This is a genomic window from Pseudazoarcus sp. NS20 (assembly GCF_059703745.1).
The window spans coordinates 105,531-119,548 of the sequence record NZ_BAAKIY010000004.1; the positions used below are offsets into that span (position 1 = coordinate 105,531).

Below are 14,018 nucleotides of genomic sequence, written 5' to 3' on the forward strand. Positions count from 1 at the left end.
GTGCGGACAGGGGAAAAGTTTCGAAAATAACCGAAGCGGCAACTGGCGGTCAAACGCCTTTTTGCCTAGAATTACCGGTTCTTTTCCGCCGAATTTCTTTTTGGTTTTTCGCGTTGGGGGTTCGGGCATGTCCGACATGGCTTCCAGGAGGCAACTGGCGCCGGGGGTTTCACAACTGCCGGTTTCTGCGTATTTCGATGAGCAGGTTTTCGAGCAGGAGAAAAAGCTTCTCTTCGATGCCGGCCCGGGGTACGTCGGCCACGAGTTGATGGTACCTGAAGTCGGCAACTACCGCTCCCTCGAATGGCTCGGCAATTCGGCTCTGCTGTTCAATACCGCCGACGGCATTCACCGCATGTCGAACGTGTGTCGCCACCGTCAGGCCATCATGCTCGAAGGCAGCGGCTCGGCCGAGCGCGTGGTGTGTCCGGTGCATCGCTGGACCTACGGCAACACCGGCGTGCTGCAGGGCGCCCCGCACTTCCCCGAAAACCCCTGCCTCAATCTGCGCCGTGATGCGCTGGAGCGCTGGAACGGCCTGCTGTTCAAGGGGCCGCGCTCGGTTACCGGTGATCTGGCAGGCATGCAGGTGGCGCCCGAGTTCGACTTCTCGGGCTACAAGCTCGACCGTGTCGAAATCCACGAGTGCAACTACAACTGGAAGACCTTCATCGAGGTCTATCTGGAGGATTACCACGTTGCGCCGTTCCATCCGGGGCTCGGCAATTTCGTGACCTGCGATGACCTGACCTGGCAGTTCGGCGACTGGTATTCGGTGCAGCGCGTGGGCATCACTTCGCTGTCGAAACCGGGCACGTCGGCCTACGCGCGATGGCATGAAGCGGTGCGCTCGATCTACGGCGATCAGCCGCCGCCGCACGGCGCGCTGTGGCTCACTTACTACCCGAACGTGATGGTCGAATGGTATCCCCACGTGCTGGTGGTCAGTTCACTGATTCCGCGGGATGTCGACAAGACCACCAACGTGGTCGAGTTCTACTACCCGGAAGAGATCATGGAGTTCGAGCGCGATTTCGTCGAAGCCGAGCAGGCGGCGTATATGGAGACCGCCATCGAGGACGACGAGATCGCCGAGCGCATGGATCGCGGGCGTCTGGCCTTGTATCGCGAGGGGCGCAATGAGGTCGGCCCGTATCAGTCGCCCATGGAAGACGGCATGCAACACTTCCACGAGTTCTATCGGCGCGTGATGGGCGCCTAAGCCTGCTCGCAAGGCAAAAAAAGGGCCGCAGCGTCAGACGTTGCGGCCCTTTTTTTGCCTTGATGCCGGGTTAGCTGGTTTGCTGAAGCTCTTTCGGTAGCGCGAAAACGACTTTCTCTTGCACGCCGTCGAGAGTGCGCACGGTGGCACCGCCCAGGGCACGAACACGGTCGATGACCGATTTGACCAGCACCTCCGGGGCGGATGCGCCGGCAGTGATGCCCACGCGACGCTTGCCCTTCAGCCACGCCGGGTCAATCGCATCGGCGTTCTCGACAAGCCAGGCCGGCACGCCGCGCAACTCGGCCACTTCACGCAGGCGGTTGGAGTTGGAGCTGTTGGGGGAGCCGACGACAAGCACCGCATCGACCTGCGGCGTCATGAATTTCACGGCATCCTGACGGTTTTGCGTTGCGTAGCAGATGTCGTCCTTGCGTGGGCCCTGAATGGCCGGGAAGCGTGCGCGCAGGGCGTCGATAATGCTTGCCGCGTCGTCCATCGACAGCGTCGTCTGAGTCACGAACGCCAAGGCCTCGGGGTCCGCGACCTGCAGGGCAGCGACGTCGTCGGCCGATTCCACCAAGTGGATGCCGCCGTCGATCTGGCCCATCGTGCCTTCGACCTCGGGGTGGCCGCGGTGGCCGATCATGATGATCTCGCGACCGAGGCCATGCATGCGCATGACCTCGTTGTGTACCTTGGTCACCAGCGGGCAGGTGGCGTCGAACACTTTCAGGCCGCGCCGCTCGGCTTCGTCGCGCACGGCTTGTGACACACCGTGGGCGCTGAAGATCACGGTATTGCCGCCGGGGACTTCATCGAGCTCCTCGACGAACACCGCGCCCTTGTTGCGCAGATCGTCCACCACGAACTTGTTGTGCACGACCTCATGACGAACGTAGATCGGCGCGCCGAGTTGCTCCAGTGCGCGTTCGACGATTTCGATGGCGCGTTCCACGCCGGCGCAGAAACCGCGCGGGCTGGCGAGGAGAATTTCGCGATCGTTCATGGTTTTGCTCGCAGAAGGTTTACAGCACGCCGACGATGCGCACGTCCACACGGACCTGCTTGCCGGCGAGCGGATGGTTGAAATCGATCATCACCGCGTCGTCTTCGACCTGGGTGATCAGGCCCGAGTAGCGCGAACCGTCCGGTGCGCTGAATTCCATGATGCTCATGGCTTCGACCACTTCGCTCTCGGGCAGGTGCTTGCGCTGTACGCGTTCGATCAGGTCATCACGGCGAGCGCCGAAGGCTTGCTCTGGAGCGAGGTCGAAGCTGTGCTCCGAGCCCGATTCCAGGCCGTCAAGCAGGCGCTCGATCTGCGGCAGCAGCTCGCCGGCACCCAGTTGCAGCGTGGCGGGGTTGCCACCATAGGTGCTGATCAGCGGCTGGCCGCCGGGCAGGGCGATGCAATAGTGCAGGGTGACGAGGCTGTCGGGGCGTACTTGCTGGTTCATGTGGCAGGTTCCTTTGTAGAGCGGTGAGGCCGGAACTGCGACCACAGCATGAGCACGACACCGACGGTGATGGCCGAGTCGGCCAGATTGAACGCCGGCCAGCCATACGAGCCGGCGTGAAAGTACAGGAAGTCTACGACCGCGCCGTGGGCCATTCGATCATAGATGTTGCCGATGGCGCCGCCAATGATCAGGCTGAAGGCCAGCGGCAGGGCGCGTTCTGCGCGGTGCTGCCACATCAGGGCGAGCAACCAGCCGCAGATGATGATGCCCAGAACGACGAAGAACCAGCGTTGCCAGCCGGACTGGTCGGCCAGAAAGCTGAAGGCGGCGCCGGGGTTGTGCACTAGGATGAGCTTGAAGAAGCCGGTCACGGTGATCACGTCGCCCGAGCCCAGCCATTGGCTCATGTACCACTTGGTGCCTTGGTCGAGCAGGGCGACCACTGCGGCCAGCACCAGCCACAGCGCAAAGCGGCCTTTCATCTGCGCGCCGTCATGCATGCGTGCGGTTCTCCGGTACGTCAGTCAGGTTGCCATGGCAGCGGCTGCACAGTTCCGGGTGGTCGGCAATGGTTCCGACCTCTGCACGGTAGTGCCAGCAGCGCTCGCATTTGGCATGCGATGAGGGCGTGGCGACGATGGACTGCTCGGCTTCGCCGGGCACGCGCTCCAGCGTAGCCTCGGAGGTGATCATCACGAAGCGCAGGTCGTCGCCAAGGCTCGCCAGTGCGTCGAAGCGCTCGCCGCTGGCGCGGATGTGCAGGGTGGCCTGCAGCGAGGCGCCGATGCTGCCAGCGGTGCGCAGATCTTCGAGCACCTTCTGCGCTTCGGCACGCGCTTCGCGGATGTGTGTCCAGCGCGCGGTCAACGCGGCGGCGTCGTCGATGGCCGGCACGTCATGCCAGGTGTGCAGCATCACGCTGTCGTCCGGGCCGTTGCCCACCAGGGCGTGAATCTCTTCTGCCGTGAAGGCCAGAATCGGCGCCATCAGGCGTGTGATGCTTTGCGTGATGTGCCACAGCGCGGTCTGCGCCGAGCGCCGTTCCAGCGAGGCCGGCTGCGTGGTGTACAGGCGATCTTTCAGTACGTCGAGGTAGAAGGCGCCGAGGTCTTCCGAGGCGTAGTTCTGCAGCGCCTGCACGATGCGGTGAAACTCGTAGCGCTCGTAGTCCGACGTGATTTGTTGCTGCAATCCGGCCAGGTGGGCCAGCGCGTAGCGGTCGATGTCGAGCAGTTGCTCGGGTGCCACGGCGTCTTTCGTGAAGTTGAAGTCCGAGGTGTTGGCGAGCAGGAAGCGCAGCGTGTTGCGCAGGCGGCGGTAGGTTTCCACCACGCGGTCGAGGATCTCCTTCGAGATCGACAGCTCGCCGGAGTAGTCGGTGGAAGCCAGCCACAGGCGCAGGATCTCGATGCCCAGTTTGTTGCCGATCTCTTGCGGCTCGATGCCGTTGCCTAGTGACTTCGACATCTTGCGGCCCTTGGCGTCGACGGTGAAGCCGTGCGTGAGCAGTGCGCGATAAGGCGCATGGCCGTCGATGGCGCAGCCGGTCAGCAGCGACGAATGGAACCAGCCGCGATGCTGGTCGGAGCCTTCCAGATACAGGTCGGCCACCGGGCCGCCGTCGTCGCGCGCGAGGTCGGCGTGCGAGCCGCGCAGCACGTGCCAGTGCGTGGCGCCGGAGTCGAACCATACGTCGAGGGTGTCGCTGATCTTCTCGTACTGCGCAGCCTCGTCGCCCAGCAGCTCGGCCGCGTCGAGGTCGAACCATGCGTCGATGCCGGCGTGCTCCACGCGCTTGGCGACTTCTTCGATGAGCTCGACCGTGCGCGGGTGCAATTCACCGGTGGCGCGGTTGAGGAAGAACGGGATCGGCACGCCCCAGTTGCGCTGACGCGAGATGCACCAGTCGGGCCGGTTGGCGATCATCGCCGACAGGCGCGCCTTGCCCCAGTCCGGGTAGAAGGCGGTGTCTTCGATTGCCGCCAGGGCCGATTCGCGCAAGGACGGGCCGCCGTTCGGCTTGAGGTCCATGCCGACGAACCACTGCGCCGTGGCGCGGTAGATCACCGGCGTCTTGTGGCGCCAGCAGTGCATGTAGCTGTGCTGCACCTTGTCATGCGAGAACAGTGCGCCGGCCTCTGCGAGCTTCTCGGCGATCACCGGGTTGGCCTTCCAGATGTGCAGGCCACCGAACAACGGCAGCGAGTCGGCATACACGCCGTTGCTCTGCACCGGGTTCAGCACGTCGTCGGTGGTGAAGCCGTTCTTCATGCACGACTGGAAGTCATCCACGCCGTAAGCGGGGGCGCTGTGCACGATACCGGTACCGGCATCGATGCCGACGTAATCGGCGAGGAACACCGGCGATTCACGGTCGTACAGCGGGTGACGGAAGGCAATGCGCTCGAGCTTCTCGCCAACGGTGGTGGCCACCGCCGTGCCGCTGCGCCCGAAGCGCTTGAGGGACTCTTCCACGAGTGCCTCTGCCAGCACCACGTGGCCGCCGCCGTCGAGCTGCACCAGGGCGTAGGCGTGTTCGGGGTGTGCGTTGAGCGCCTGGTTGGCGGGGATGGTCCACGGCGTGGTGGTCCAGATCACTGCCTTGACGCTGCCGGCCGGCAGTTCGGTAAGGCCGAAGGCCGCAGCGAGGCGGGCGCGCTCATGATCGGCGATCTCGAAGCCGACATCCACCGTCGGGCTGGTGCGATCCTGGTACTCCACTTCCGCCTCGGCCAGTGCCGAGCCACAGTCGAAACACCAGTTCACGGGTTTCAGGCCGCGATACACCCAGCCTTTCTTGACCATCTCGGCCAGCGCGCGGATTTCGCCCGCTTCGTTGCCGAAGTTCATGGTGAGGTAAGGGCGGTCCCAGTCAGCCAGCACACCCAGGCGGATGAAGCCTTGTTTCTGCGTTTCGACCTGTGTGGCGGCGAAGGCGCGCGACAGTTTGCGCACTTCGGGGGCAGGCAGGTTCTTGCCGTGTTTCTTCTCGATCTGGTGCTCAATCGGCAGGCCGTGGCAATCCCAGCCCGGCACGTAGGGCGCATCAAAGCCGGCCAGCGTCTTCGAGCGCACGATGATGTCCTTGAGGATCTTGTTCACCGCGTGGCCGAGGTGGATGTCGCCGTTGGCGTACGGCGGGCCGTCATGCAGGATGAACTTCGGCCGCCCCTTGGCGTTCTCGCGGATGCGCTGGTAGAGCTTGCGCTGCTGCCAGTCGGCGATCCACGCAGGCTCGCGCTGCGCGAGGTTGCCGCGCATCGGGAAGGGCGTATCCGTGAGGTTGAGCGTCGTGCGGTATTCGGCCATGTCGTCGTGTGTCGTCAGTCTTGAATGGGATTGCGCGCAAACCAGGCACGCGCACCGGCCTCGTCGCGCCGGATTTGTTGGGTCAATGCGTCGAGCGAATCGTAGCGTGCCTCGTCGCGTAGCTTGTGCAGAAAGTGCACGCGCAGATGGGCGCCGTAACAATCGCCTTGCCAGTCGAGCAGGTGTACTTCGAGGTTGGGCTTGTCGCCGCCCACCGTGGGGCGTGAACCGAGATTGGCGACCCCCGCGATACAGCCTTCGGCAAGCCCTTCGACCTTTACCGCAAACACGCCCGAAAGCGCCGGCCTGAGGTGGCGCAGCGGGATGTTGGCGGTCGGGAAGCCGATGCTTCGGCCCAGCTTGCGCCCGCTCACCACGCGCCCGGCAATGCTGTACGGCCGCCCAAGCAGGGTCGCAGCGCGCGTCAGCGCACCATTGGCCAGCGCATCGCGCACGGCCGAGCTGGAAACGCGCAGCCCGTCGGTCGCCAGCGTGGGCATGGCTTCGACACTGAAGCCCAGCCGGGCGCCTTCACGCCGCAGCAATGCGAAATCGCCCTGACGCTTCGCGCCGAAACAGAAGTCGTCACCGATGATCAGGTGGCGTACGCCGAGGCCGCGCACCAGCACGTCTTCGATGAAGCGATCAGCCGGCATCGCAGCCAGGCGCGCATCGAAACGGCACACATGCACGCGATCGACGTGTTGCTGGGAGAGTTGCAGGAGCTTGTCGCGCAGCGAGGCCAGGCGTGCCGGGGCATTTTGCGGAGAGAAGTACTCGCGCGGATGCGGCTCGAAGGTCAGCACGGTTGCCGCAGCGCTGTACGCACGGGCTCTCGCGACGAGCAGTTCGAGCAGGGCTTGATGCCCGCGATGAACGCCGTCGAAGTTGCCGATGGTGAGCACCGAGGGCTGTGCGGCACGCTCGGGAATCCCGCGAAGAACCTGCATAAGCGCCTGAAAAAAGCCGCAATTATACGGCATCGGGGCGGCTTGCGCGCCCCGCAGGCTGGCTTAATCGGCGCGCGCCACGGTGGTGCGGCGCACCGGCGGGTTGCTGGCGAAGTACTTGCGGATGCCGGCCACGATGGCGTTGGCCATCTTGTCCTGATAGGCCTTGTCGTTGAGGCGGCGCTCTTCGTCCGGGTTGCTGATGAAGGCCGTCTCGACCAGGATCGACGGCACGTCGGGCGAGCGCAGCACTGCAAAACCCGCCTGCTCAACCTTTGGTTTGTGCAGACGGTTGATGCCGCCCAGTTGAGCCAGTACGGCCGAGCCGAGCTTGAGGCTGTCGTTGATGGTGGCCGTTTGCGACAGGTCGAGCAGAGTGCGGGCGAGGTGACCTTCCTGGCGGGCGATGTTCACGCCGCCGATGAGGTCGGCCTCGTTTTCCTTCTGGGCCAGCCAGCGTGCGGCGGTGCTGGTGGCGCCGCGCTCCGACAGCACATACACCGAGCTGCCGTTGGCCTCGGGCCGGGTGAAGGCGTCGGCGTGCACGGACACGAAGAGGTCGGCTTGCGCGCGGCGCGCAATCGAGACGCGTTTGTACAGCGGCACGAAGTAATCGCCGTTGCGGGTCAGCAGGGCCTGCATGTTGGGTTCGGCGTCGATCTTGCTTTTCAAGCGACGGGCGATCGACAGCGTGATGTTCTTCTCGTAGGAGCCACGGCGGCCGATGGCGCCGGGGTCTTCGCCGCCATGACCGGGGTCGATGACCACAGTGAAAATGCGGTTCTCCGGCGGCGCTTCGCCCGGTCCCGGCGTGGTGGCGACGACGTCCCCGCCCACACCGCCGCCGGACGCGGCATCCATCGGCGAATTCTTGTGGATCAGCGCCAGAATCGGGTCGACCGGGGCCTCTGGGTAGAGGTCCACCACCAGGCGGTGACCGTAGCTGGCAATCGGATTGAGTGCGAACACCTGCGGCTTGATGCCGGCCTTGAGGTCGACCACCACGCGCACCACGCCCGGGCGATTGACGGCGGCGCGAATGCTGCGGATGAGCGGGTCGGAATCGAGAACCTTCTCCGGCAGGGAGCGCAGCACGGAGTTGAATTCGACGCCCTTGAGGTCGATGACCAGGCGGTCCGGGTCGTTCAGCATCATCTGGCTGAAGTCGATCTCGCTGGGGCCCTCGAGGGTGATGCGGGTGTACTCGGTGCCGGGCCAGACGCGAACGGCCACCACGCTGGCTGCTGCGGCGAAGCCCACCGGGCTGACCAGAAGCGCCAGCGAAGCGCCGGCAAAGCGCAGCAATTCGCGCCGGCTGATACCCGCCGGCGTTTCTACGGCGGGCTGGCTTGCAGGCTCGACAGCATGATCTGGGCGCATTTTCGTCCGTTTTCCGTTAATGCAGTGACTTCAATGTCGCGGCCCGGATCGCGGACCACGAGGCGCACTTCGATGTCTGCGCCGGCAACATGCGGTTCGGCCTTGTCGGGCCATTCCACGAGACAAACCCCCTGTCCCGAAAAGTACTCTTCAAGTCCCGCTTCAAGAAATTCATCCGGGTCGTTGAAGCGATAAAAATCAAAGTGATATAAGTCTAATCTAGAAACGGTATAAGGTTCAATCAAGGTGTAAGTGGGGCTTTTTACCTTTCCGGCATGGCCGAGCGCCCTCAGGCATCCTCTGGTGAGTGTGGTCTTGCCCGCTCCGAGGTCCCCGACGAGATACACAACCAGCCCAGTTACAAGGCCTGCGGCCAGTATGGCACCGGCTTTCTCGGTGGCGGCTTCGTCATCGAGATGTGCGCTGAAGCGCGTGCCGTTATCATCGGTGGCGTGAACATTTCGAATCATTCCGAAGTCTCCGTGGACGTTGATGCCGCCGCGCCGGATGCCGCGCTGGTGGCGCGCATCCGCGAGTGGGGGCATGAGCTGGGTTTCGATGCGGTGGCCGTGACCGGGGTCGATCTGTCCGACGCCGAGCCCGCGCTGGCCGACTGGCTGGCCGCCGGTTTTCATGGCGAGATGGATTATATGGCGCGCCACGGCATGAAGCGCGCCCGCCCGGCCGAACTGCATCCGGGCACGCTGCGCGTGATCAGCGCCCGCATGAACTACTGGCCCGACGCGGCGGATGCGGAGGCTGCATTGGCCGACCCCGCTCGTGCGTATGTGTCTCGCTATGCGATGGGGCGTGATTACCACAAGCTTTTGCGTGCCCGCCTGCAAAAGCTTTCCGAGCGAATCGCCGAAGCCGCGCCGCACGGCTATCGCGTGTTTGTCGATTCGGCACCTGTGCTGGAGGTCGAGCTGGCGGTGCGCGCCGGACTCGGCTGGCGCGGCAAGCACACGCTGCTACTCAACCGCGATGCGGGTTCCTTGTTCTTCCTCGGTGAGATCTTCACCGATCTGCCCTTGCCGGTGGATGCACCGCAACGCGAGCATTGCGGCAACTGCACGGCGTGTATCGACGCCTGTCCGACCGGCGCCATCGTGGCGCCCTACAAGGTGGATGCGCGGCGCTGCGTTTCGTACTTGACCATCGAGTTGAAGGGCGCGATTCCAGAACCGCTGCGCCCGATGATCGGAAATCGCATCTATGGCTGCGACGATTGCCAACTGGTGTGTCCGTGGAATCGCTTCGCCCACATCGCCGCCGAGGCGGATTTTTCACCGCGCAATCAGTTGGACTCGGCAACGTTGGTAGAGCTGTTCGCCTGGTCGGAGGCGGATTTTCGTGAGCGCACCGCGGGCAGCGCGATTCACCGCATCGGCTTCGAGCGTTGGTCACGCAACATCGCAGTGGGGCTGGGCAATGCGCCGACGACGCCGGAGGTGCTTGGCGCGTTGCAGGCGCGCGCGGATGACGCTTCCGAGCTGGTGCGCGAGCACGTCGCCTGGGCGCTCGCGCAACACAAGACTGCCGACTGAATCAGTCGGCCAGAGCAAGACCCATTTGCCAGAAGTCCGCTTCCAGGCGCGTGGCCTCACGGAAAATGCTGACGAGCTCTTCGAAGCGGCGGGCGTCGATGCCGGCGAGGCGCTCGTCCAGCCAGTCGAGCTCGTCCTGCGCGGCCTGCTGGTATTCGCCGCCCGAGTACATTGCGATCCATGACGCGTAGGGATTGCCCTTCTTCACCGTGAAGGGCTGTGTCTGCAGCCAGTTGGCGATTTCGGCGTAGCCCAGCATGCACGGAGCGAGCGCCACATGCAGATCCAGCACATCGCCACGGCTGCCGGCATCCAGCACGTAGCGGGTGTAGGCCATCGTTGCGCGTGCCTCGGGCAATGCCGCCAGTGCTTCTTCCGAAATGCCCCATTCACGGCAGTAGGCGATGTGCAGGTCGAGCTCCACGTCGAGGATGGCTTTAAGGCCATCGGCGCCGCGGCGCAGGTCGGCAAGGTTGCGGCTCTTGTAGGCGGCCAGTGCGTAGGCGCGGGCAAAGTGCAGCAGGAACAGGTAGTCCTGCTCCAGGTATTGGCGGAAGGCCGCAGCGGTCAGCGTGCCGTCGCCCAGGCCGAGAACGAAGTCGTGCTGGCAATAGGCGCGCCATTCTTCGGCGCAGCGTTTCTTGAGGTCGTCGAACCGGAAAGCCATGCGTTTTTCCTCCGCCACAAATAAAAAAACCGCCAGGCGGCGGTTTTGATAAAGGGAATTTTCGGGCATTCCCTCGGATATGGTGGTCGGGGAAAGAGGATTCGAACCTCCGGCCCCTGCGTCCCGAACGCAGTGCTCTACCAGGCTGAGCTATTCCCCGACGTATCCGGCTGCAGTCAATAATTGCGCTCAACTGCGAAGGAGGGCAATTCTAGCAGCGCTTTTGAGAAAACGGAAGCCGGTAGCGTACGGATATTTTCAACCGCGAGTCGTGCCTCGGAACGGGCGGCTTCGCGGGCTGCCTCCAGCGCTCCACAGGACGTGATGGCTGCGAGAATATGTGCGAAGGCGTCGCGGTCACCGTTCTCGATGGCCGAACGGACCAGCGCGGCCTGTTCGGCGGTGCCGCGCTGCATGGTGAGGATCAGCGGCAGCGTGGGTTTGCCCTCGGCAAGGTCGTCGCCCAGGTGCTTGCCGGTGCTGGCCTCTTCAGAGGAATAGTCGAGCACGTCGTCGATGATCTGGAAGGCCGTACCCAGATGCATGCCGTAGTCGCCCAGCGCGCGTTCGGTGGTCTCATCCGCACCGCCGATGATGGCGCCGAGGCGTGCAGAGGCTTCGAACAGCTTGGCCGTCTTGTAGCGAATCACCTGCAGATAGGCGGCGACATCGACGTCGGCGTTGCGGCAGTTCATGAGCTGCAGCACCTCGCCCTCGGCGATGATGTTGGTGGCTTCCGACAGCACCTCCATCACGCGCATGTTGCCCACGCTCACCATCATCTGGAAGGCGCGCGAGTAGAGGAAATCTCCGACCAGCACCGATGCGGCGTTGCCGAACACCGCGTTGGCGGTGTCGCGCCCGCGACGCAGCGAGGATTCATCCACCACATCATCGTGCAGCAACGTGGCGGTGTGGATGAACTCCACCACTGCAGCGAGCTCGTGATGGGCCGTGCCGCGGTATCTGAATGCGCCGGCCACCATCAGCGTCAGCGCCGGGCGCAGGCGTTTGCCGCCGCTGCCGATGATGTATTCGGCGATCTGGCTGACCAGCACCACCTCTGAATGCAGGCGATGGCGAATGACATCGTCCACCGCGCGCATGTCGGCGGTGATCGGCTCGAGGAGTTGCTGGATGCTCAAGGTGGCGGCCTGCGCGGAGAAAGTCTGCGATGGTATTGGCCTGTCTCGCACGGCGTCAAGGCGAGCGCCCCGGCGGGCGCAGCAGGTCGGGGCGGTCGGTGATGATGGCGTGCGCGCCCCAAGCAAAAAGCCGCGCCGCGTGTTGGGCGTCGTTCTCGGTGTACAACACCAGCCATAGCCCGGCTTCGCGTATGGCCTGTACGTCGGCATGGCTGATGTGCGCGGCATCGGCATGCAGCGCTACGGCGCCGAGCCGCGTGCAACGCGCTTTCCAGTCGGTCGGCAGATGTTCCACCAGCAGGCCGCGGGGCAGTTGCGGAGCGACATGTGCGGCGGCTTCCAGAGCCTCGTCGGAAAAGGACGAGAGCAGCGGCGGCAGTGTTGCGTCCCGCCAACAGCGTTGAGCCAGATCGGCAACAATCCTGCCGGTGGCCCGATCGGTGCCGCGCGACGGCTTGATCTCGAGATTGACGGCCAGAGCGAGTTCTTCGCAGCGTCGTGCCGCATCTTCCAGTCGCGGAACGCGCGCGCCGGCAAAGCCTTGCATGCCGCAGGAGGCATCGAGCCGGTCAAGCGTGGCGTCATCGCTGGTGGCCACCTGCCCGCGGCCGGATGTGGTGCGCTCCAGCGTTTCATCATGTATCAGGCGCGGCGTTAGGTCGGCGCTGAGCATCACGTCGAATTCCACGCCTGCACCGAACTGCGCGGCAACATCGAAGGCTTCGAGGGTGTTTTCAGGTGCCAGCACGCCGCCGCCGCGATGAGCGAAAATGCGCGGCCACGGCCAGTCCGGCGGCATCATTGAGCAGCTCCGGCAAGGATTCTGAATTCACCCTTCAAGATTGCGCCGGATTGGCCGTAAATGCCTTCAGGAGCCAAGGCGATTACTCTCATGTCACTGCGAACCCTGTTCATTCTGTTGCTGAGCATGCCGATGCTGGCGAGTTGCGACATGCTTTACGACTTGCTCGACATCCCCAACCCGCAAACCCGTGCGGCGCTGGCGGAGGCCGACGGGCGCGCGATTGGCAGCGGTTGCAGGCACTCGGGCCGCTCGCTTGAAGACTGCTACACCTTGAACCCCAACGCGGCCAAGGCGGCCGTGTTCGCAGGCTGGCGCGAAATGAACGACTACATGATCGAGCACAAGCTCACCGAGGTGCCGTCGCTGATGGTCCCTGCCAAGCCGGTCGAGGCGCCGCCGCCCGAGGCGCCTCCTGCCTCCTCCACCATCATGACGCCGCCGCCCGCGCATTGACGATCAAGGCGCGGGGTTGGGCCAGCGACAGTGGATGTCATTGATGGCCGAGAGCAACTCCGGGTTGGGCTGAAAGCGCCAGGCTTCCAGATTCTCCTCAAGCTGTGCCATGGATGTGGCTCCGATGATGGTGCTGCTGACACACCAGCGGTGCATCACGAATGACAGCGCCAGCGTTGCTGGCGATACACCGTGGGCCTTGGCCAGTTCTGCGTAGGCTTTCACTGCCTCGCGGGTATTGTCGCCAGCGTAGCGTTGGCCGAAGCTCGGAAAGAGCGCAAGGCGCGAGCCGGCCGGCGCGCCCCCCAGATACTTGCCGGTCAGATGACCAAAACCCAGTGGCGAGTAGGCCAGCAGGCCGACGTTCTCGCGGTGGCACAGCTCGGCCATGCCATAGTCGTACACGCGACTGATCAGGTTGTAGATGTTCTGCGTGGTGGCGATGCGCGGCAGGCCGTGCTGTTTAGCCAGGCGAAGAAACTGCAGGATGCCCCACGGGTGTTCATTCGATACGCCGATGTGGCGGATGCAGCCTTCGGCGACCAGTTCGGCCAGCGCTTCGAGTTGTTCGCGGATCGGCGTGCAGTCGACTTCGGTGCTCGGATCGTATTGCCAGCCGCCGAACATCGGCTGGTTTCGCGCCGGCCAGTGGATCTGGTAGAGGTCGATGTAGTCGGTGCCCAGGCGTTCCAGGCTGGCTTCCACCGCGGCGCGAAGGTTGCTGCGGTCCAGCGCCGCAGGGCCGCCGCGAATCCACTCAAGGCCGCGATTGGGGCCGGCGGCCTTGGTGGCGATGACGAGCTTTTCGCGCGCCTGACGCTGCAGCCACTGCCCGAGGATGCGCTCGGAGGCGCCGCTGGTCTCGGCGCGCGCCGGCACCGGGTACATCTCGGCGCTGTCGAAAAAATTGATGCCCGCCGCTAGCGCAAGGTCGAGCATGTCGTGGGCTTCGGCGGCGCTGTTTTGCTCACCGAAGGTCATCGTGCCGAGGCAGACTGCGGACACCTCCAGAGGGCTTGTGCCGAGGCGGCGATGCTGCATGTGGGGCTCTCCTGAAAAACGGCGCGGCAAGTTCTT

General features: G+C 64.2%; 14 protein-coding genes and 1 tRNA gene. 3 read left to right on the forward strand and 12 right to left on the reverse strand.

From position 1 onward, the window contains the following. Positions 1–127 precede the first annotated feature (127 nt). Positions 128–1,222 (forward strand): aromatic ring-hydroxylating oxygenase subunit alpha, encoded by a 1,095-nt coding sequence (locus tag AC6H0W_RS12230; RefSeq protein WP_497577458.1) that lies wholly within the window; start codon positions 128–130, stop codon positions 1,220–1,222. A gap of 70 nt (positions 1,223–1,292) precedes the next feature. Here AC6H0W_RS12230 and ispH read toward each other — a convergent pair whose 3' ends face one another. The 7 genes from ispH to tsaE form a co-directional block, all read right to left on the reverse strand. After that, a complete protein-coding gene (ispH, locus tag AC6H0W_RS12235) occupies positions 1,293–2,231 on the reverse strand; it encodes a 4-hydroxy-3-methylbut-2-enyl diphosphate reductase (RefSeq protein WP_497577459.1) in 939 nt (312 codons plus the stop codon). A gap of 19 nt (positions 2,232–2,250) precedes the next feature. Then, positions 2,251–2,682 (reverse strand): FKBP-type peptidyl-prolyl cis-trans isomerase, encoded by a 432-nt coding sequence (locus AC6H0W_RS12240; RefSeq protein WP_497577460.1) that lies wholly within the window; start codon positions 2,680–2,682, stop codon positions 2,251–2,253. Then, positions 2,679–3,185 carry a signal peptidase II gene (gene lspA, locus AC6H0W_RS12245; protein WP_497577461.1) on the reverse strand — a complete coding sequence of 169 codons (507 nt, stop codon included), beginning with the start codon at positions 3,183–3,185 and terminating at the stop codon, positions 2,679–2,681. Before lspA ends, AC6H0W_RS12240 begins: the two co-directional genes overlap by 4 nt. Next, positions 3,178–5,994, reverse strand: a complete 2,817-nt coding sequence (gene ileS, locus AC6H0W_RS12250; protein WP_497577462.1) for an isoleucine--tRNA ligase — start codon at positions 5,992–5,994, stop codon at positions 3,178–3,180. The genes lspA and ileS overlap by 8 nt, the downstream gene beginning before the upstream one ends. A 14-nt stretch (positions 5,995–6,008) precedes the next feature. Further along, entirely contained in the window at positions 6,009–6,944 is a 936-nt protein-coding gene (locus tag AC6H0W_RS12255; protein WP_497577463.1) for a bifunctional riboflavin kinase/FAD synthetase, read from the reverse strand. A gap of 63 nt (positions 6,945–7,007) precedes the next feature. Further along, complete coding sequence (locus AC6H0W_RS12260; protein ID WP_497577464.1) at positions 7,008–8,324, reverse strand: N-acetylmuramoyl-L-alanine amidase; 1,317 nt, start codon at positions 8,322–8,324, stop codon at positions 7,008–7,010. Continuing rightward, positions 8,279–8,794, reverse strand: coding sequence for a tRNA (adenosine(37)-N6)-threonylcarbamoyltransferase complex ATPase subunit type 1 TsaE (gene tsaE, locus AC6H0W_RS12265; RefSeq protein ID WP_497577465.1), 516 nt, complete (start codon positions 8,792–8,794; stop codon positions 8,279–8,281). Before tsaE ends, AC6H0W_RS12260 begins: the two co-directional genes overlap by 46 nt. Before the next feature lie 12 nt (positions 8,795–8,806). Between tsaE and queG the strand changes: the two genes are divergently transcribed. Continuing rightward, positions 8,807–9,871 carry a tRNA epoxyqueuosine(34) reductase QueG gene (queG, locus tag AC6H0W_RS12270; protein ID WP_497577466.1) on the forward strand — a complete coding sequence of 355 codons (1,065 nt, stop codon included), beginning with the start codon at positions 8,807–8,809 and terminating at the stop codon, positions 9,869–9,871. A gap of 1 nt (position 9,872) precedes the next feature. Here queG and tenA read toward each other — a convergent pair whose 3' ends face one another. The 4 genes from tenA to ugpQ all read right to left on the reverse strand — a co-directional run bounded on the left by tenA (position 9,873) and on the right by ugpQ (position 12,485). Continuing rightward, the gene (gene tenA, locus AC6H0W_RS12275) at positions 9,873–10,538 is read right to left on the reverse strand and encodes a thiaminase II (RefSeq protein WP_497577467.1); all 666 of its coding nucleotides are present in this window, start codon (positions 10,536–10,538) and stop codon (positions 9,873–9,875) included. Between the two features lie 83 nt (positions 10,539–10,621). Beyond that, positions 10,622–10,698 (reverse strand) — tRNA-Pro (locus AC6H0W_RS12280). 16 nt (positions 10,699–10,714) lie between these two features. Next, on the reverse strand, positions 10,715–11,683 hold the full coding sequence (locus AC6H0W_RS12285) for a polyprenyl synthetase family protein (protein ID WP_497577468.1): 969 nt from the start codon (positions 11,681–11,683) through the stop codon (positions 10,715–10,717). 55 nt (positions 11,684–11,738) lie between these two features. Further along, positions 11,739–12,485: a glycerophosphodiester phosphodiesterase gene (ugpQ, locus tag AC6H0W_RS12290; protein ID WP_497577469.1), complete on the reverse strand. Its 747-nt coding sequence runs from the start codon at positions 12,483–12,485 to the stop codon at positions 11,739–11,741. 90 nt (positions 12,486–12,575) lie between these two features. Between ugpQ and AC6H0W_RS12295 the strand changes: the two genes are divergently transcribed. Then, positions 12,576–12,941 carry a hypothetical protein gene (locus AC6H0W_RS12295; RefSeq protein WP_497577470.1) on the forward strand — a complete coding sequence of 122 codons (366 nt, stop codon included), beginning with the start codon at positions 12,576–12,578 and terminating at the stop codon, positions 12,939–12,941. Positions 12,942–12,944: 3 nt separating this feature from the next. Here AC6H0W_RS12295 and AC6H0W_RS12300 read toward each other — a convergent pair whose 3' ends face one another. Continuing rightward, positions 12,945–13,982, reverse strand: coding sequence for an aldo/keto reductase (locus AC6H0W_RS12300; protein WP_497577471.1), 1,038 nt, complete (start codon positions 13,980–13,982; stop codon positions 12,945–12,947). Between the last annotated feature and the right edge of the window lie 36 nt (positions 13,983–14,018).